The 17,711-nt window shown below is 32.8% G+C and carries 20 protein-coding genes and 1 pseudogene; 10 read left to right on the forward strand and 11 right to left on the reverse strand.

Annotation, left to right across the window (positions count from 1 at the left end):
• The first annotated feature begins 66 nt into the window (after positions 1-66).
• The 6 genes from KKQ76_RS01925 (at position 67) to KKQ76_RS01950 (ending at position 5,648) form a co-directional block, all read left to right on the forward strand.
• The gene (locus KKQ76_RS01925; RefSeq protein WP_213195587.1) at positions 67-1,080 is read left to right on the forward strand and encodes an NAD-dependent epimerase/dehydratase family protein; all 1,014 of its coding nucleotides are present in this window, start codon (positions 67-69) and stop codon (positions 1,078-1,080) included.
• A gap of 86 nt (positions 1,081-1,166) precedes the next feature.
• Positions 1,167-2,225, forward strand: coding sequence for a diphosphomevalonate/mevalonate 3,5-bisphosphate decarboxylase family protein (locus KKQ76_RS01930; RefSeq protein WP_213195588.1), 1,059 nt, complete (start codon positions 1,167-1,169; stop codon positions 2,223-2,225).
• A gap of 117 nt (positions 2,226-2,342) precedes the next feature.
• Positions 2,343-3,371 carry an LLM class flavin-dependent oxidoreductase gene (locus KKQ76_RS01935; RefSeq protein ID WP_213195589.1) on the forward strand — a complete coding sequence of 343 codons (1,029 nt, stop codon included), beginning with the start codon at positions 2,343-2,345 and terminating at the stop codon, positions 3,369-3,371.
• A 10-nt stretch (positions 3,372-3,381) separates the two neighbouring features.
• Entirely contained in the window at positions 3,382-3,759 is a 378-nt protein-coding gene (gloA2, locus tag KKQ76_RS01940; RefSeq protein WP_213195590.1) for an SMU1112c/YaeR family gloxylase I-like metalloprotein, read from the forward strand.
• 252 nt (positions 3,760-4,011) lie between these two features.
• Complete coding sequence (locus KKQ76_RS01945; RefSeq protein ID WP_213195591.1) at positions 4,012-4,446, forward strand: nuclear transport factor 2 family protein; 435 nt, start codon at positions 4,012-4,014, stop codon at positions 4,444-4,446.
• A gap of 92 nt (positions 4,447-4,538) precedes the next feature.
• A complete protein-coding gene (locus KKQ76_RS01950) occupies positions 4,539-5,648 on the forward strand; it encodes a 5-(carboxyamino)imidazole ribonucleotide synthase (protein ID WP_213195592.1) in 1,110 nt (369 codons plus the stop codon).
• A gap of 73 nt (positions 5,649-5,721) precedes the next feature.
• On the opposite strand, the gene KKQ76_RS01955 is transcribed toward KKQ76_RS01950, so the two are convergent.
• Entirely contained in the window at positions 5,722-6,654 is a 933-nt protein-coding gene (locus tag KKQ76_RS01955) for a DMT family transporter (RefSeq protein ID WP_213195593.1), read from the reverse strand.
• A gap of 84 nt (positions 6,655-6,738) precedes the next feature.
• Between KKQ76_RS01955 and purE the strand changes: the two genes are divergently transcribed.
• From purE to KKQ76_RS01975, 4 genes are all read left to right on the forward strand, one after another.
• Positions 6,739-7,239, forward strand: coding sequence for a 5-(carboxyamino)imidazole ribonucleotide mutase (purE, locus tag KKQ76_RS01960; RefSeq protein WP_213195594.1), 501 nt, complete (start codon positions 6,739-6,741; stop codon positions 7,237-7,239).
• 323 nt (positions 7,240-7,562) lie between these two features.
• A complete protein-coding gene (locus KKQ76_RS01965) occupies positions 7,563-8,126 on the forward strand; it encodes a hypothetical protein (RefSeq protein WP_213195595.1) in 564 nt (187 codons plus the stop codon).
• Positions 8,123-8,350, forward strand: a complete 228-nt coding sequence (locus KKQ76_RS01970) for a hypothetical protein (RefSeq protein ID WP_213195596.1) — start codon at positions 8,123-8,125, stop codon at positions 8,348-8,350. The genes KKQ76_RS01965 and KKQ76_RS01970 overlap by 4 nt, the downstream gene beginning before the upstream one ends.
• 1 nt (position 8,351) lies before the next feature.
• Positions 8,352-8,753: a protein-export chaperone SecB gene (locus KKQ76_RS01975; protein ID WP_213195597.1), complete on the forward strand. Its 402-nt coding sequence runs from the start codon at positions 8,352-8,354 to the stop codon at positions 8,751-8,753.
• 75 nt (positions 8,754-8,828) lie between these two features.
• Here the strand turns inward: KKQ76_RS01975 and KKQ76_RS01980 are convergent, their stop codons facing one another.
• The 10 genes and pseudogenes from KKQ76_RS01980 to KKQ76_RS02030 form a co-directional block, all read right to left on the reverse strand.
• Positions 8,829-9,653: an alpha/beta hydrolase gene (locus KKQ76_RS01980; RefSeq protein WP_213195598.1), complete on the reverse strand. Its 825-nt coding sequence runs from the start codon at positions 9,651-9,653 to the stop codon at positions 8,829-8,831.
• A gap of 6 nt (positions 9,654-9,659) precedes the next feature.
• Entirely contained in the window at positions 9,660-10,502 is an 843-nt protein-coding gene (locus KKQ76_RS01985) for a prephenate dehydrogenase (protein WP_213195599.1), read from the reverse strand.
• Positions 10,503-10,516: 14 nt separating this feature from the next.
• Positions 10,517-10,753 (reverse strand): hypothetical protein, encoded by a 237-nt coding sequence (locus KKQ76_RS01990; protein WP_104793433.1) that lies wholly within the window; start codon positions 10,751-10,753, stop codon positions 10,517-10,519.
• A 6-nt stretch (positions 10,754-10,759) separates the two neighbouring features.
• Positions 10,760-11,131 (reverse strand): hypothetical protein, encoded by a 372-nt coding sequence (locus KKQ76_RS01995; protein ID WP_213195600.1) that lies wholly within the window; start codon positions 11,129-11,131, stop codon positions 10,760-10,762.
• 30 nt (positions 11,132-11,161) lie between these two features.
• Positions 11,162-12,352, reverse strand: a complete 1,191-nt coding sequence (locus KKQ76_RS02000) for an alanine dehydrogenase (RefSeq protein ID WP_213195601.1) — start codon at positions 12,350-12,352, stop codon at positions 11,162-11,164.
• A gap of 83 nt (positions 12,353-12,435) precedes the next feature.
• A complete protein-coding gene (tsaE, locus tag KKQ76_RS02005; RefSeq protein ID WP_213195602.1) occupies positions 12,436-12,849 on the reverse strand; it encodes a tRNA (adenosine(37)-N6)-threonylcarbamoyltransferase complex ATPase subunit type 1 TsaE in 414 nt (137 codons plus the stop codon).
• Between the two features lie 111 nt (positions 12,850-12,960).
• Positions 12,961-14,502, reverse strand: coding sequence for a T9SS response regulator signal transducer PorX (gene porX, locus KKQ76_RS02010; protein WP_104793437.1), 1,542 nt, complete (start codon positions 14,500-14,502; stop codon positions 12,961-12,963).
• A 477-nt stretch (positions 14,503-14,979) separates the two neighbouring features.
• Positions 14,980-15,441, reverse strand: a complete 462-nt coding sequence (locus KKQ76_RS02015) for a hypothetical protein (protein WP_213195603.1) — start codon at positions 15,439-15,441, stop codon at positions 14,980-14,982.
• A 158-nt stretch (positions 15,442-15,599) separates the two neighbouring features.
• Positions 15,600-16,660: pseudogene (locus KKQ76_RS02020) on the reverse strand (IS3 family transposase); the annotation flags it as partial.
• 341 nt (positions 16,661-17,001) lie between these two features.
• Positions 17,002-17,505 (reverse strand): hypothetical protein, encoded by a 504-nt coding sequence (locus KKQ76_RS02030; RefSeq protein ID WP_213195604.1) that lies wholly within the window; start codon positions 17,503-17,505, stop codon positions 17,002-17,004.
• Between the last annotated feature and the right edge of the window lie 206 nt (positions 17,506-17,711).

The following is a 17,711-nucleotide window of genomic DNA, read 5'->3' on the forward strand; positions in this document are numbered from 1 at the left end:
AATAACAAACTTTATCATCTAAATTGCAAACTTAAAATTCTTTAAATTTCTATATTTGCATAAGTTATGATATTGGTTACAGGCGCTACAGGAATTCTCGGGAGAGTTATCGTTTTAGAACTGCTAAAACGTGGCAAAACAGTACGCGCTACAAAAAGAAAATCCAGCAATCTGCAGGAGGTTAGAAAATCATTTCAATTTTATACAGAAACTCCTAATGAATATTTTGATTCAATTGAATGGATAGAAGTAGATTTCGAAGATATTCATTCGCTACAAAATGCTTTAATTGGAGTAGAAGAGGTTTATCATTGTGCCGCTAAAGTGAGCTTTCATCCTAAAGATGAAAAAAAAATGTATCAAACTAATATTGAAGGCACCAAACAACTTCTATTTGCTTGTCAAAATTCTTCGGTGAAGAAATTCCTTTTTGTAAGTTCTATCGCGGTTTTAGATGGATTGAATGAAAACGGAGAATTAGACGAAAGTTCTGATTTTAATCCGAAAATCGACCATTCTGCGTATGCAATTTCTAAACATTTTTCTGAAATGGAAGTTTGGCGTGCATCAGCAGAAGGTTTAAATACGGTAATTGTAAATCCTGGTTTAATTATAGGTTCTGGCAATTGGAACGAAAGCAGCGGAACTTTGTTCAAAGAATTAGGCGAAAATACTTTCACTTTTTCGGGCGGAACTTCTTATGTTGATGTAAGAGATGTGGCGAAAATTTCGGTAGAATTGATGGAAAACAATATTTTCGGAGAACGATTTATCTTAATTTCTGAAAATAAAAAATACAAAGACGTTGCCAATTTTATCAAACAAAAGTTAGGAAAACAAGGAGTAAAACTTGTTCCAAATGGTTTGTTGAAAACGGGAGTTTTCTTAAATTCAATTTTAGGTTGGCTTATTTCTCCGCTCAAAATGGCAAATAAAGTCAATGTGCAATCTGTGACGGAATTCAACAAAATATCCAATAAAAAAATCAAAGAAAAGCTTAATTATCAATTCATTTTTGTGGAAGAAAGTTTAGCTTTTCATTTAGAAAATTATAAAAAAGACAAAAATTTTAATAAATAAAAATTCCCCTTCTTTGAAGGGGTGGCGAAATTTTCGTAGAAAATTTTGACGGGGTAGTTAAAAAATCTTTGCGTTTTAAAAAAAATATGGAAAATCAATTTTTAGGAAATAAAAATTTCAATATATCTAATCAAACAGTTACGGCAATTTGTCCAAGCAATATTGCACTTATTAAATATTGGGGGAAATATGCCAATCAAATTCCTGCAAATCCTAGTATTTCATATACTTTAAATCATTGCAATACCCAAACTTCAATGGAGTTTTTGGCAAACGAACCTTTTTCTGTGCAAACTTTTTTGGCAGGAAATGAAGAAGTGAAATTTGCAGAAAAAATCGAAAAATATTTTAAAAATATTGAACAATATTTGCCTTGGATTCTCAAAGGAAAATACATCATCAAAACCGAAAATACATTTCCGCACAGTTCAGGAATTGCCAGTTCAGCTTCTGGTTTTGGAGCTATTGCAAGTTCCTTGATGAGATTAGATGAGATTTTTTCTACTGACAACCATCAACCATCAATCATCAACCAAAAAGCTTCTTTTTTAGCAAGACTAGGTTCTGGAAGTGCTTGCAGAAGTTTGTATAACGGTCTTGTAGTTTGGGGAAAAACGGATGAAGTAGAAGGAAGTTCTGATTTGTACGCCGTAAAATATCCCGATTCGGAAATTCACCCAATTTTTAAAAATTTCAATGATTGGGTTTTGCTCATTCACGAAGGCGAAAAATCGGTGAGTTCTACGGTTGGTCACGGTTTGATGAACACCAATCCTTATGCAGAAAGACGTTTTCAGGAAGCGAGAGAGAATTTTATTCCTCTGAAAGAAATTCTGAAAACGGGAAATCTTGAAAAATTTATCACACTCGTAGAACACGAAGCATTAACGCTTCATGCGATGATGATGATGAGCGAACCGGCTTTTATTTTGATGAAAACGGGAACTTTGGAAGTCATTAATAAACTCTGGAATTTCCGAAAAGAAACAGGCCATCCATTATTTTTTACGCTGGATGCTGGTGCAAATGTTCATTTGCTTTTTCCAGAAAACGAAAGTACAAGAGCCATAAAAGATTTTATCTCTGCAGAATTATTGCCTCATACCCAAAAAGGTGGAGTAGTAAAAGATGTGATGAAATTTTAAATCAATAGGAACGGGCTTTAGCCCGTTTTTTAATTTAGAAATAAATTCAGAACATTTCTTACCTTACATCAATTCATTCGCTTCTCAGAAATGGTAATTTTGAAGAAAATTTAGAAAATGAAAAAATTCGAAATAGGAGTTGGAATGTTCGGCGATTTGGCTTTCGATAAAGAAACCAGAAAATTTGCTGATCCTCAACAAAAATTACAGGAAATTTTAGCGGAAATAAAATTGGCAGATGAATTAGGAATAGATGTTTTTGCTTTGGGCGAACATCACCGACCTGATTATGTGGTTTCTTCCCCAGAAATGGTGCTTTCTGCAGCTGCTTCTATTACTAAAAATATCAAGTTAATGAGCGCGGTTACTGTTTTAAGTTCAGCAGAACCTGTAAAAGTGTATCAAGATTTTTCTACTTTGGATTTAATTTCTGGTGGAAGAGCCGAAATTGGCGTAGGTAGAGGAAGTTTCATTGAATCTTTTCCGCTTTTTGGTTACGATTTAGATGATTATCACGAACTTTTTGAAGAAAAATTAGATTTATTACTCAAAATAAATACTCAAGAAAAGGTAACTTGGAAGGGTAAACTTCGTGCTCCTATGGAAAATCAAACGGTTTATCCTAGAGCGACGAACAACGGAAAATTACCAGTTTGGATTGCAGTTGGTGGAACGCCAGAATCTGTGTTAAGAGCTGCTAGATTAGGTTTGCCATTAATCGTGGCGATTATTGGTGGTTTGCCAAGACAGTTTAAACCTTTGATTGATTTTTACAAAAAAGAATATCTGAGACACGGACACAATCCAGACGAAATGAAAATCGGAATTCACTCTCACACTTTAGTCAGCGAAAATCCTGAGGTAATTGATGGATATTTTGAAAATTATGCCGCTCAAATGAACAGAATTGGCAGTTCTAGAGGTTGGTCTGCTTATACAAAAATGCAATATGAAGGCGGCAGAAGCAAAGAAGGTGCTCTATTTATTGGAAATTCTGATGAGGTAGCCGAAAAAATCAATATGGTGAAAGAAATGTTTGGTTTAACACGTTATATTGCTCATATGGATGTTGGTGCGCCTAATCATGAGGTGATGATGAAAAGTATAGAATTATTCGGAACGAAAGTTGCGGAAAAAGTAAGATAAATTAAATGTCATGAAAATACACCACATCGCTATTATTTGCTCTGATTATCAGGTTTCTAAAAATTTTTACACGGAAGTTTTAGGACTGAATATTATCAGAGAAATTTACCGAGAAGAAAGACAATCTTACAAACTAGATTTGGCGATTGGTGATGATTATGTCATTGAATTATTTTGTTTTCCGAACCCACCGAAAAGACCTTCCAGGCCAGAAAGTTGTGGTTTGAGACATTTGGCTTTTGCAGTTGAAAATGTGGAAGAAAAACGTGCAGAATTGTTGCAAAAAAGAATCGATTGTGAAGAAATTAGAATAGATGAATTTACCAATAAAAAGTTCTTTTTCATTGCTGATCCAGATGATTTGCCTTTAGAATTTTACGAAATGTAACTTTTCAAAATATCAAAAGACTTATTTATTGAATTTTTAAGAAATTTTTGTGATTTATGAACAAATATTTCTGAAACGCAAAGTTTTATTTTAACAACAATCAAACAAAGAAAGCAAAGTTTTTTCGCTTTGCGAATTTTTAAGCGTTCGCTTCAAGCGAATTATTTCGCTTCCTTGCTTCCTTAAAATGGATTTAATTTTTTTTATCTTCTTTGCGTTTATTTAAAAGTAATATTTAATAATTTTTTTGATATGAAAAAAATCTTCTTTCTCCTGATTTCCAGTTTTTCTTTTGCTCAAAATACATCAGAAAAAGAAATCATAAAACCTATTGAAAACCTTTTCAATGCAATGAAATTTGCAGATTCTCTTGGAGTGAAAAACGCTTTTTCTAATTCTGCCATTATGCAGACTTTTGGAAAAAATCAAGAAATAAGAACCGATAAGGTAGAAGATTTTGCCAAACAAGTTGGGAGTTCTAAAGTAGGAGATTTAGACGAAAGATTTACCATTTCTAAAGTTTTGGTTGATGGAAATATGGCTTCGGTTTGGGTTCCTTATCAGTTTTATTATAAAGGAAATTTCTCGCATTGCGGCGTTAATAGCTTTCAATTGGCAAAATTGAATAACGAATGGAAAATTCAATATATCATTGATGCCAGAAGAAAAGATAATTGTATAAAGTAAAATCGGACGAAAGTTCGATTTTTTTTATTTTGATGATAAATTGCTAGGAGTAAAACTTATTTATATTTTTGCAGGGAAATAAATCAATAAAAATGAAAATCGGTATTCTCGGAGGTGGACAATTAGGAAGAATGTTCATTCAAAATGCATTAAACTACGACGATGAATTTCACGTTTTAGACCCAAACTCTGATTGTTCTTGCGCTTATATCTCGCATTTTACTAAAGGAAATTTTAATAATTATGAAGACGTTTTGGCTTTCGGTCAAGATAAAGATGTGATTTCCATAGAAATAGAACATGTGAATGTAGATGCACTTTTCGAATTGGAAAAACAAGGCAAAAAAGTGATTCCCAATGCGGAAATCATCAAAACCATTCAACAGAAAATTCTACAAAAAGAGTTTTATAAAAAACACAACATTCCAAGTCCTGATTTCGAAATTTTTGACGGAACTTCAGACGAAATTAAGATTGAATTTCCTTTTGTTCAAAAACTAAATACTGGAGGTTACGACGGAAAAGGAGTGCAAATCATCAAAAATGCCGATGACCTAAAAAACCTTTGGACAGAAGATTCAGTTTTAGAGAATTTGGTGGATATAGACAAAGAACTTTCCATTATTATAGCCAAAAACGAAAATGGAGAAACCAAAATCTTTCCCGTAACAGAAATGGTTGCCGATGAAAAATTGAACCTTTTGGATTTCAATATTTGTCCTGCCGATATTTCATCAGAAGTTCAATCTCAAATTGATGCCATTGCAGAAAAATTTATTTTCGCAGCCAATTCTGCTGGACTTTTTGCCATCGAATTATTCCTCGATAAAAACGGAAAAGTTTGGGTAAACGAAACAGCGCCAAGATTGCACAATTCTGGTCATCAAACGCAAGAAGGAAACGCGAATTCTCAGTTTGAGCAATTTTATAGAACTTTGAAAAATCTTCCTTTAGCAGATACAGATGCTTTTGGATTTTCAGGAATGCTGAATTTAGTAGGAGAACAAAACTACAGTGGAAAAGTAAAATATGAAGGTTTAGAAGAGGTTTTGAAACTTCCAAAAACTTACGTTCATCTCTACGGAAAAACAGAAACCAAACCCGGTAGAAAAATGGGACACATCAATGTTTTAGCCAATTCCAGAGAAGAATTACTAGATAAGCTGAATCATATTAAAACTTTGGTAAGAGTGATTGCTTAAGTGGGAGATTTTTAGAATGGAAGAATGGAAGAGTGGGAGAGTTGTAGAGAGGGAGAGTTTTAAACTTTCGTCATTAATCTTCGGACTTCAGACTTCTAGCTTCAGACTTTTTAAACATTTCCTTTTTTAGGTTCATAATAAAGACTCCAGAAATAATAAGAATAGCCGCAAAAATAAATTTTGTGGTTATTTTTTCATCTAAAATTAGCCAACCTAAGAAAATGGCGATAATCGTATTTACGTAATTCAGCATTGAAATTTGTGATGGATTTACCCTTTTTAGTGCATAAAGAAACGCATAATAAGTAATCACCGAGCCGAAAACACCCAAATAAACCACGTAAGCAAATGATTCTGCACTCCATTTTTCGAAATCATAATTTTTGGTAAAAGCAATGGCAAAAATAAGTTGCAGAATTCCAGCAAAAGCAAATTGATAGAATAAATTCAATAAAATATTATCAGAATGAATCGTGATTTTTTTGGTAAAAAGTGTTCCAGAAGCCCAACCTAAAATCCCGATGAATAAAACAATAAGTCCCAATCTGTAATCAGGATTCAACAATTCTTGTAAACCATCGGAAAAAATGAGCAAAACGCCACTAAAACCTAAAATTAATCCTAAAACAGATTTCAGTTTAAATTGTTCTAACCCAATGAGAACACTTCCCAGAAATACAATAATCGGTGAAGTAGCAGTAAGAACCGAAGCGAGGCTACTATTGATGTGTTTCTCTGCAATGGTTGTCATTCCGTTAGCAATGATAATCATTAATGTAGAAAGAATGATTTGAGTTTTCAGATTTTTCAAACCAATCCATTTCAGTTGTTTTTTATAGACCAAAAAACCCAACAATAAAAGTGCAGCAATGCTTTGTCTGATTCCGGTAACAAACCAAGGTGGTATGGTTTCTACAGCAACTCTGATTCCTAAATATGTAGTTCCCCAAACTATTGCAACCGTGATAATGGCTAAAATAAGTTTGAAATCTTTTTCTGTGTTCATAATGATTTTCGCGGTACGAAGATATTCAATTCTAGCTTAAAAAACGATATTTTTTTCTATCTTTGAAGGAGTAAAAATGTAAAAATGGTTTCAATTATCATGGGCAGTCAGAGCGATTTGCCAATTATGCAACAAGCTGCTGATTTTTTAAAATCTCTAGAAATTCCTTACGAACTCACCGTAGTTTCTGCGCACAGAACGCCAGAACGCATGTTCGATTTTGCAAAATCTGCCAAAAACAGAGGCGTAAAAGTCATCATTGCAGGAGCAGGAGGAGCTGCACATTTACCAGGAATGGTGGCGAGTTGTACTACTTTACCAGTGATTGGAGTGCCTATTTTGTCGTCTAATTCTATTGATGGTTGGGATTCTGTGTTGTCAATTTTGCAAATGCCTTCAGGAATTCCTGTGGCGACAGTTGCTTTGAATGGGGCTAACAATGCTGGGATTTTGGCTGCTAAAATTTTAGGAAGTTCAGAAGAAGAAATTTCTACAAAATTAGAAATTTATCAATTGAGCCTGAAAGAAAAAGTGCTTTCTACCATCGAAGAAATCAAAAAAGAACACCCGAATTCTTACGATTAACTCTTTATTGCGGGGAGTTTTATGAAATAAAACGACAAAGCAATCTGTTTTCGTCAGTCTGAGCGGAGTCGAAGATAGAAGCAAGACGCTTTCGTTTCTTTTCACTTTCAGTCCTGCTTTTCGTTGCAATCTTTTTTGGTGGCTTCGGCTACGCTCAGCCTCCAAAAAAGGATTTCCACTGCAATCAGGGCTAGGATTTTGGGTTGGTTTTTGTTTTTTTAAATAAAATGTTATGTTATAATTGATATATTTATTGATGTTTTTATTAAAATTTTTATATTTATTGAATTTTTTTAATTTTACATTTTAAATGAATATTAATAATGGTTTTTACATTTGATGGATTTCACGGCACAAGTTTTGATTCAGCTAAAAAAATACTTTCAAATAATTATGAATTATCAATTGGAGATGACGAATGGCTTGGTGATGGTGTATATTTTTTCGTTGCAGGTGTAAGTACTAGAATTTTAGAGCTTGCTGAAAAATGGGCACTAACTCAATCTTGGGATAATGATAAAAAGATTTATAAGTATAAAGAATATTGTGTTTTACATTCTAATATTCAAGTTGAGGAATCTGAATATCTAGATTTAACAATAGAAGATGGGGTTGAAATATTATCTTATTTAGTAGAAAGATATAAAGATAAAATAGAAACTATCGGTAAAAAAATGAAATTTTATGATGGTTTTATTCTAAATTTAGCAAGAGGTGAAGGTTTTTTACCTTTAGAGGTTGTAAAAGGGAATTTTTATATTAAATTTGCACAAGAAAGAATTGAAAGAATAAATCTTAGGACAAGTAATTGTACAATTTGTACAGTTTATAATCCTAATAAGAATATTTTATCAAATTCCATAAAAATAACAGGACAAATAAAATGAAACTTAAAGACGTAAAAGAAAGGATAGATAATTTTTTTGATAATATTAGTGCAGAAAAATTATATGAAGTTTCTGTTTTGAAATATGGTTTTTCTGAAATTACAGTTGATTTAGAAAATAAACATTTTGAAACGGCAAAAATTTCTTATTACTCATCATCAATAAGATTTATTTTTAATGATGAAAAAACTAAGTTAGATTGTAATCTTGCATTAGCCGCTTAAAATGAAAATACAACTTAAAAATTGGAAAATAGCTAACTTAAGTATGTCACTTTTAGACGAAAGAACTAAAAGAGATAATGACTCTTTTGATTTAGAGTCAGGAAATTTTTTTTCTGATGATGAAGAAAATAATACTTTTGGAGTTGCGTTTAAGCTTAATATAAATGATAGGTCATTTGATTTGATTATTGAAGCTTTTTTTAATTTTGAAATAGTAGATGAAAAAATAACAGAAGACTTTAAACTATCTTCTTTTCCTAAAATAAACGCACCTGCTATTGCGTTTCCATATTTGCGAGCTTTTGTTTCAAATTTAACATTACAATCAGGACTAGAACCAGTAATTTTACCATCTATTAATTTTGTTCAGCTAGCTAATAATGATTCGTCTATTAAAGAATAAATTTTTTAAGTTATAGTTGGTTCTATTTATTTAGTAAAAGTAAAAATATTCTTAGTTCTACTTGTATTAAACAAATCATTTCAACCACAAAACAGCACCTTCAAATTCTCTTCGCCAATAGATTTCATTGTGTTTTCCGTCTTCGTCTATTTTTAGGAAGATATTTTTAGATTTTACGTTTTTAGATTTCAGGTTTTCTATTATGCGTTTGGTTTGTTCTTCCATATCTTCATCTTCGTGTTTTCCTTGGATAAAATAATATTTCTGATGCTTTAAATTAACTTTAGAATGGCTAATAAATGCATTCAAATCTTCAGCATTAAACCAAAATGCAGAAGAAAAAGCCAATACTTTACCGAAAGTTTCAGGATATTTCACTGCTGCATAAACAGAAATCAGCGCTCCGAGTGAACTTCCACCAATCGTGGTGTGTTTTTTACAAGATTTTGTTCTGTAATTTTTATCAATGTAAGGTTTCAGGGTTTCCACGATAAATTTCACGTAGTTTTCGCCATTTCCGCCGCCGTATTTTGCATTTTTAAAGGGAGAAAGTTCTTCAATTCGTTTTTCGCCACCGTTATCTATTCCTACAACAATTACGGATTTTCCGGTTTTTTCAAAAATTTTGTTCAGTGTTTCATCTGCTTGCCATTCACCAGCGTATGAAGTAGCATCGTCAAAGAGATTTTGCGCATCTTGAAGATACAATACTTCATATTTTTGGTGAGAATTTTCGTAATCTTTAGGTAAATAAATCCAAATTCTTCGTGTGGTTTTAAGTTGAGGAACATCAAAATTTTCAGAAATAATCTTCACATTTTCTGTCGCCGTGCTTTTCTTTTCTTGACTCCATAAAAAAGTACAACTGATGATGAACAGAAAGCGAAAGAAATTTTTCATGACGAATTATTTTAAGATGCCTCGGATTTTATTGGCGTTTTTGATGAGTTCTTCCAGAAGTTCAAAATTCTCTTTTTCTAGAGCAGACTTGAATTTTCTGAGTTGTGTAATGTGTTCATTCAGAACGTCTAACACATTTTCTTTGTTTTGTTTAAAGATAGGAACCCACATTTCTGGATGAGATTTCGCCAAACGAACCGTACTCGAAAAACCAGAACTCGCCAATTGGAAAATGGTATCTTCTTCGCGTTCTTTTTCTAAAACCGTGTTTGCCAAAGCATAAGAAGTGATGTGTGAAATGTGAGAAATGTACGCAGTGTGAACGTCATGAGCGTCTGCATTCATGTAAATCAGGTGCATTTCTAGATTTTTGGCGATATTTTCTACCAATGCTAATGCATCTTGCTCAGAATCTTCACGGTCGCAAATTACAGCAGCTCTTCCTGCAAAACTTTCTTTCTGAGCGGCTTTCGGTCCAGAATTTTCGGTTCCCCACATTGGGTGAAATGCTACAAATCTTTTTCGGTTCGGATGATTTTTAATGGCCTCTACAATTCCAGATTTGGTAGAACCAGTATCCATTACCGTTTGTTTATCGGTAATTAAATCTAGAACTTGTGGTAAAATTTTAACCGTAGCATCTACTGGAATAGCGGTAATGATAAGGTCTGCGTTTTTTATACCATTTTCAAAATTTTCGAAACGGTCTATAATTCCTAATTCTTGGGCTTCTTGAAGGTGAATTTCTGATTTGTCAATTCCTATAAATTCTGCTCCGAAATTTTTTTCGCGGAGTTTTAGGGCGATAGAACCACCAATTAAACCTACACCAATAATCGCAATCTTCATTTTGAAATTAATTTTTAGAGTTCTTTTTCCTTTTGTTTGATTTGATTAGAAATATTCAGAATATTAATAAAATTGGGAATCAACGTAGCTACTGCTACTGCTATAAAGGTTGCAAAAGATTTTCCGTTGTAATACATCATGCTGAGTACAATAATCCAAAGAATAACCAATCCTAAAAAGATTCCTAAGAAAACTTTTTGTAGTTTTTTTAATTGGGGAACACTCAGATCTGTGTATTTTTTCTTTTGCATATTTTGTTATTTTAGCTTTTTAAGACTGATGAAATGGGCATTTTCTTTACATTTTTCAAAAGTAATTTCATAGGTAGGATTTCCTTCTGGAGCGGTAAGTAAATAACTTGGACAAGGTTTTTTCTGTGCATCACTTTTATCAAAGTTAATTTCTCCTTTGGTAATAATGCTGTCTTTCAGAAATTTTTCGTCGATTTTCAAGGTTTTCATTTCTGCTTGAAAAGTTTCAGAATAGGTGAAATCTTTCGATAAAGTTTCGGCAATTACCCTAGAATTGGGAAGATAACCGCTACAACTTACCCCTTTTTTGTTCAAAATAAAGAATACAATTAATAATCCTGGAATTAACCCGATGAAAAAGAATTTCAGTTTTCTCATTGAATATGATGTAAAAAGTAAGTTGAAAATTTAAAAAATTAAAAGGTTTATGTCGTGATAAGTAAGGTCGAATTTGTCGCAAATCACTTTTTTGGTATGTCTGCCTTTGTACATGTAAAGCGATTGTTTCATTTCGTTTCTTTTCAAAAGCATATTCTCGAAACCACCTTCTTCGTCATAATTCAGGAGATAACTTAGGAAGAAATTAGAAATAGCTTTCGTAGTGGTTCTAGGCATTCTAGAAGATAAATTAGGTAATCCGCAATGAAGAATTTCGTGTTTAATGATGACAGGATTTTCGTGAGTGGTTACTTCTGTTGTTTCTATACAGCCGCCATAATCTATGGTCAAATCTATAATTACAGAGCCTTTTTTCATGGCTTTTACCATGTCTTCTGTCACTACATAAGGCATATTGAGTCTAGGTAATGCGCCAATTACTACATCAGCTCTTCTCAATGCTTTTTTTAATTCTTTTGGGTCTATAATTGAAGTAGGAACTCTACTGTCTATAAGTGTGTGTAATCTTCTTAATTTAGATAAAGAATTATCAAAAACTCTTACACTTGCCCCTAAACCGATGGCTGCTTTCGTTGCAAATTCTCCTACAATTCCAGCTCCTAATACTACTACTTCTGTAGGACGAACTCCGGTAATTCCACCGAGCATTAAGCCATTTGATTTTGCTAATAATTCTGATGCGTACAAAATGGAAATTCCACCTGCGATTTCGCCAATCAGTCTGATAAGTGACAACTGACGGTATTCATCCATAATGAATTCAAAAGCGATGGCATTAACCTTTTTTTCTGCTAATTTTTTAAAATAATCTTTGTCTCTTAAGTTAATTTGAAGTGCAGAAACCAAATAAGCATTTGGTTTTAAAAATTCCATTTCTTCTTCGGTTGGTGGATTGATTTTAAGAACTAAATCTTGTCCGTACACTTCTGCTTGACTGGTTGTAATCTGAGCTCCTGCTTCAGAAAACTGTAAATCGGTGAAAAAAGAACCTTCACCAGCGCCAGCTTCTAAAATAATATCATGACCATGTTCTACCAAAACTTGTACTGCATCTGGAGTAATACACAGTCTTTTTTCGTGTAAACAGGTTTCTTTTGGAATACCAATGCTAAATTTTTTTCCTTTTTTCAGAACTTCTAATTTTTCCTCTTTAGGAATGAGTTGTTCTTCAGTAAAAGGTGTAAATATGGTAGAACTCATTGTTTTAAATTTTAAGCTACAAAGATAGCGAAAAATGGGATAGGTAAAACCTTAGAAATCATGGATTCTTTCTAAGGAAAATTTTAGTAGAAAACAATTTCTCTATAATCACCATGATTGGTAATTGTCATTTTATGGTGAGGTAAATCTGCCAATTCTTCTTCGTAGATTTCTGGCCATTCTATAATGCAGAGAAAAGCATTGTCTAGATATTCTTCAATCCCAAAATCATAGGCTTCTTCTATTTTTTTCAGTCGATAAAGGTCAAAATGAAAAACTTTTCCTTTCGGTGAATGGTATTCGTTTACGATAGCATAAGTAGGCGAAGAAACTTCGTCTGTGCTTCCTAAACTTCTCATCAAAAACTGAGAAAATGTGGTTTTGCCAGCACCTAAGTTTCCTTTTAATAAAAGGATATTGTGTTTTAAATTGGGCAAAATTTCATCTACTACTTTTTGCCAATCTTCAATTTTTTCTATTTGGAATGTTTGAGACATGTTTTTTTGAAAATTTTTTCAAAAATACGGAATTGTTATGGTGTAAAAAAGCGGAAAAAATCTACAGATTTTTTCCGCTCCATGCCTAAGTATAAATAAACTATGAAAAAACTACTTAGGTTCTAAAATACTGATAGGTATAATGATTTCTTCTAGTGAAATTCCGCCATGTTGATAGGTGTCTTTGTAATAATTCACAAAGTGGTTGTAATTTTTTGGATAAGCCAAAAAGATGTTGTTTTTCGCAAAAATATATTTGCTGCTGAGATTTCCTTTGGGTAAAAACAATTTTTCTGGATTGGTAATTGCCCAAACATCTTTTTCGTCATAAGTGAGAGATTTTCCTGTTTTATAACGAATGTTGGTGCTGGTTTCTCTATCGCCTACAACTTGCGAAGGTTTTTTTACATAAACCATTCCGTGGTCAGTTGTAATCACGAGTTTGAAACCTTGTTCCGCTGCGAGTTTAATAATTTTTAAGATAGAAGAATTTTCAAACCAATTTACAGTAAGACTTCTGAAAGTTTTATCATCTCTAATCAATTGGTCTACAATGTGATTATCCGTTTTAGCATGCGAAAGAATATCGATGAAATTATAGACAATTACCAATAAATCATTGTTTTTATGTTGGTTAAAATCATCTAAAATCTTGCGCTCAAAATCTGCATTCAGAACTTTCAAATATTTCATGGACTTGTTTTGTAGTCCAATTCTTTTCATCTGGTCTTCTAAAAATTCACGTTCGTGCTCGTTTTTATTGCCTTCTTCATTGTCATTAAACCATTTGTCTGGAAAACGTTTTTCGATTTCTGAAGGCATTAAACCTGCGAAAAATGAATTTCTGGCGTATTGAGTAGCAGTTGGTAAAATGCTGAAATATTCGTCTTCTGAAACCTTGTTGTAAAACCTTGCGAAAAGCGGTTCTATCACTTTCCATTGGTCATATCTCAAATTATCAACCATCAGAAGCAAAACTTTGTCTTTCTCTAAAACGGGTTTTACTTTTTCCTTAAAAGCAGTGTGAGACATAATTGGTTTTTCTGTGCTGTGAAGCCATTCTTCGTAATTTTTTTCTATAAATTTAGAAAACTGAATGTTGGCTTCTTCTTTTTGAGATTGTAATAAATCTGCAAACTCATTGTCAAAAACTTTATCGAATTTGATTTCCCAATTCAAGATTTTCTTGTAATATTCTGCCCATTCTTGGTAAGTGTTTACATAGCTGAGTTCCATCGAAAGATTACGAAAACCTTGTTGATATTCTAACTTGGTTTTTTGCTCTACCAAATCGTCTTCTTGAAGATTTTTTTTCAGCGAAAGCAAAACCTGATTGGGGTTTACAGGTTTTAGAATGTAATCAGAAATCTGTGAACCGATGGCTTGTTCCATGATGTGTTCTTCTTCGTTTTTGGTTACCATCACGATTTTTATAGAAGAATCTAAATCCTTAAGCATGGGAATGGCTTCTAAACCAGAAATTCCAGGCATGTTTTCGTCTAAAAGTGCGAGTTGAAATTTTTCGTTTTCTATTAATTCTAGTGCTTCGTTTACGTTGTTCACTGGCGTTACGTTATAGCCTTTGTTTTCTAGAAAAACGATATGTGGTTTGAGTAAATCTACTTCATCATCTATCCAAATTATTTTTGACATAAATTATTTTTTAGGTTAAGATATAGGTTGAGGTAAAGGATAAGGTTAAGAAGTTAGACGTTTCATCTTACATCTTCTGACTTCCTGCTCCAAATTATCTCTCCCAAAAATACGCCAAAACTGTCTTAAATATTGTATAAAATAATTTGAAATTGGTTAAAAATCTGTTAAACTAAAATGAGTATTGAGTTTACTGATAAAGCTGAGGTTCTTTTATCCCTTGAGAAATTAAAACTGTTTTATTCATTTCAAAATGAGCTTTTGTCCTTTTATTTAAGTATTTTTTTATGAAAACAGTCTTTCAAAGCATCAATAACTCAATGTTAAATACCCAACTTTTAGCATTTTTAATCTTAACTAAAAAACAAACATTCTTTAAATCTGGTTTCTGAGTTTATCGAAGAATAAACGAGGTCAAAATTTTATTTTTTTGAAAACTATTTTCTAAAAAAAGGAGTTGTGCAACAGTTACGCCTGTTAGCAGAAGTTGTTAATCCTTTTTAATATTCCGCCAGTAATATATTTTTCAGTTCCTTTATAATAATAACTAAAATTTAGATAATCATTGAAAGTTCCAGTATCTTCTTTACCATTGGAAAAATAATATTCAAAAAATTTACTTGGCCCAAACTCGAACTCATTTTTTTTAATTCTGCAAGTATAAAAATTCACTCCATTTGGATTTTTATAACCATAATATAATCCTTTCCATTCAGCATCAAATAATCTGCATAACGTCTCACCAAAATAAGCAGTTAATTCAGCTTCTAGCTTTTCTCTTTCGTCATTATTTCTTGGAAATTCATTTTCAAGAATTAAATCAATTTCAATCTTTAAGCTGTTAATTGAGAAATCAAGATTATAACCTTTTTTTCTATATTCCATAGCGAAAATTTCAGCTGTTTTTTTTGGATCATCAGTTTTTAACGGTTCTATCATACAATTTCTGCTAACGGTTCGGCGGATTTGTAAGCTCCCCATTTTCAGTACACTTCAAAAGTAGAATTTTTTCGTGATATTTTATTGATGTTGTTGTCGGATGTGGAAAAGCGGGCAGGAAAAGTGCTGGCCTTAGCCTGGGCTTGCTGTCCATTTTTCCACATCACAGGTGATAATCCGCCCAGTGAATCATGCGGCCTTTCGTAATTGTAATCCCTTACCCATTCCTCCGTAACACTTCTTACTTCATCCAAACTTTCAAAAATATATGCATCCAGGACCTGATTCCTGTAGGTTTTGTTGAAGCGTTCAATATAGGCATTCTGTGTAGGTTTCCCCGGCTGGATATATGCAAAGTTGATCTCGTTTACCCTGCTCCAGACTTCAGCAATATTTGCAATGAACTCCGGTCCATTATCCATGCGTATTTTCTCAGGCTTTCCGTAGCGGTTCACCAGATGGTTCAGAATCCAGATCACCCGCGAACTTTTCAAACTATAATCTGCCTCAATGTGAAGGATTTCCCGGTTGTAATCATCAATCACATTAAAACTGCGGAACTTTCTTCCGTTGGAGAGAACATCGCTCATAAAATCAATACTCCATGTGTGAGTAAATGTTTCCGGCACCTCCAAGGGCGATTTTACTCTGGCTGGGAGACGTTTCTTAACCTTGCGACGCAACGGAAGTTTCATCTCTTTGTAGATACGGTGCAGCCGCTTATGATTGATCTTTTTTCCACGGTTGCGCAGACGGTAATAGTATTTCCAGAAACCTTCTCTCGGATGGTTCTGTGTAAGCTGTTCAAGTTCCATCATCACCGTAGAATCATCTTTCAGTGAGCGGTAATGAAAACTGCTTCTGCTTAGTTTAAGTACGCGTAAAGCCTTGCCGGAATCCTTCGGACGGAGTTTCTGGATTTCCATGATAATCTCCCGTTTCCGACAAGGCTTTAAAGCTTTTTTTCGATAATGTATTTTGCTACGTCAAGTTCCATTGCCAGATTGGCGTACATACGCTTCAAGCGTGCATTTTCCTCTTCAAGTTCCTTCACCCGCTTAAGTTCACTGGCTTCCATCCCATTGTACTTTTGACGCCACTTGTATAAAGTAGCCGTGCTGATGCTATTTTCCCTAGCCAGTTCCTCGGCACTGCGGCCACCGGAAAAATCCTTTAAAATACCTGCAATCTTTGCAGGACTGAATGTGCTCTTTTTCATTGTCTTAATTACGATTTAAAGTTAATAATTTTATACTTTTAAACCGTACTGTTTTCGGGGGAGCTTACAGATTTGCGAAGTCCCGAGAAGGAAGTTTACTTCCGTTCTTAGGGTTTTGAAAATTCATAGTACAAGTTGCACTACTCAAATATACTAAAACTTTTATAAAAACCATATTGTACAACTTCAATAACTCCATTGTAAGCGCTCTAAATTTTAATATTTTAAAAACAAACCTCTCTAAAATTGCTTCTAAAGAGGTCTAAATTTTTATTTTTTGAAAACTATTTTCTAAAAAAAAAGAGTTGTGCAACAGCTACCTATATTGTAGGCAGTTTCTCTTATTCAAGTTTATGTTTTTTTTGATATACAGATATTAAACTATTATTTTTTTTATCATCAAAAATTATTTTATCATTTACAATTCTGCCTTTTAAAAATGTTCTTATATAAATTTTAGTTTTACTTCCATTTGAAGGAGCAAAAGATTCAAGCTCAATAGTATTTCCTGAAATTTTGTATTTTCCTCCATACCAAATTGTTTCTTTAGTTCTATAAGAAAAGTTTTTGTAATATTTTAAAGAAGAATCTTTGTAAAATCCGTCATTATGAAATTCCAAAACCATAGGATTTTTTATTTCATTTTCATTATAATATCTTCCTTCAAATATTTGTATATAATATGCGGTTGTATCAATCTTTTTTAGATTTTCCACACTTGGTTTTTCAGTAAAAATATAATTCATATTTTTTCCGAGTTTCGGTTCTCCATTCTTGTCATATTCCACGATATATGATTTACAACCTAATAGAAAAAATAGCAATAAAAAAATTAAGATTTTCATATATGTTTTTTTATGAAATTGCCTACAACGGTTCGGCGGATTTGCGAAGTCCCGAGAAGGAAGTTTACTTCCGTTCGTGAGATTTTGCAAATTCATAGTGCAAGTTGCACTACTCAAATATACTAAAACTTTTATAAAAACCATATTGTACAACATAAAAAACACCATTATAAGCGCTCTAAATTTTAGCATTTTAAAAACAAACC

This window comes from Cloacibacterium caeni (assembly GCF_907163105.1).
Lineage (GTDB): Bacteria > Bacteroidota > Bacteroidia > Flavobacteriales > Weeksellaceae > Cloacibacterium > Cloacibacterium caeni_A.

What these genes read in the sequence shown, in the direction of transcription:
- KKQ76_RS01925 (WP_213195587.1), top strand. Translation starts at nt 67, where the DNA reads ATGATATTGGTTACAGGCGCTACAGGAATTCTCGGGAGAGTTATCGTT.
- KKQ76_RS01930 (WP_213195588.1), top strand. Translation starts at nt 1,167, where the DNA reads ATGGAAAATCAATTTTTAGGAAATAAAAATTTCAATATATCTAATCAA.
- KKQ76_RS01935 (WP_213195589.1), top strand. Translation starts at nt 2,343, where the DNA reads ATGAAAAAATTCGAAATAGGAGTTGGAATGTTCGGCGATTTGGCTTTC.
- gloA2 (WP_213195590.1), top strand. Translation starts at nt 3,382, where the DNA reads ATGAAAATACACCACATCGCTATTATTTGCTCTGATTATCAGGTTTCT.
- KKQ76_RS01945 (WP_213195591.1), top strand. Translation starts at nt 4,012, where the DNA reads ATGAAAAAAATCTTCTTTCTCCTGATTTCCAGTTTTTCTTTTGCTCAA.
- KKQ76_RS01950 (WP_213195592.1), top strand. Translation starts at nt 4,539, where the DNA reads ATGAAAATCGGTATTCTCGGAGGTGGACAATTAGGAAGAATGTTCATT.
- KKQ76_RS01955 (WP_213195593.1), bottom strand. Translation starts at nt 6,654, where the DNA reads ATGAACACAGAAAAAGATTTCAAACTTATTTTAGCCATTATCACGGTT.
- purE (WP_213195594.1), top strand. Translation starts at nt 6,739, where the DNA reads ATGGTTTCAATTATCATGGGCAGTCAGAGCGATTTGCCAATTATGCAA.
- KKQ76_RS01965 (WP_213195595.1), top strand. Translation starts at nt 7,563, where the DNA reads ATGGTTTTTACATTTGATGGATTTCACGGCACAAGTTTTGATTCAGCT.
- KKQ76_RS01970 (WP_213195596.1), top strand. Translation starts at nt 8,123, where the DNA reads ATGAAACTTAAAGACGTAAAAGAAAGGATAGATAATTTTTTTGATAAT.
- KKQ76_RS01975 (WP_213195597.1), top strand. Translation starts at nt 8,352, where the DNA reads ATGAAAATACAACTTAAAAATTGGAAAATAGCTAACTTAAGTATGTCA.
- KKQ76_RS01980 (WP_213195598.1), bottom strand. Translation starts at nt 9,653, where the DNA reads ATGAAAAATTTCTTTCGCTTTCTGTTCATCATCAGTTGTACTTTTTTA.
- KKQ76_RS01985 (WP_213195599.1), bottom strand. Translation starts at nt 10,502, where the DNA reads ATGAAGATTGCGATTATTGGTGTAGGTTTAATTGGTGGTTCTATCGCC.
- KKQ76_RS01990 (WP_104793433.1), bottom strand. Translation starts at nt 10,753, where the DNA reads ATGCAAAAGAAAAAATACACAGATCTGAGTGTTCCCCAATTAAAAAAA.
- KKQ76_RS01995 (WP_213195600.1), bottom strand. Translation starts at nt 11,131, where the DNA reads ATGAGAAAACTGAAATTCTTTTTCATCGGGTTAATTCCAGGATTATTA.
- KKQ76_RS02000 (WP_213195601.1), bottom strand. Translation starts at nt 12,352, where the DNA reads ATGAGTTCTACCATATTTACACCTTTTACTGAAGAACAACTCATTCCT.
- tsaE (WP_213195602.1), bottom strand. Translation starts at nt 12,849, where the DNA reads ATGTCTCAAACATTCCAAATAGAAAAAATTGAAGATTGGCAAAAAGTA.
- porX (WP_104793437.1), bottom strand. Translation starts at nt 14,502, where the DNA reads ATGTCAAAAATAATTTGGATAGATGATGAAGTAGATTTACTCAAACCA.
- KKQ76_RS02015 (WP_213195603.1), bottom strand. Translation starts at nt 15,441, where the DNA reads ATGATAGAACCGTTAAAAACTGATGATCCAAAAAAAACAGCTGAAATT.
- KKQ76_RS02030 (WP_213195604.1), bottom strand. Translation starts at nt 17,505, where the DNA reads ATGAAAATCTTAATTTTTTTATTGCTATTTTTTCTATTAGGTTGTAAA.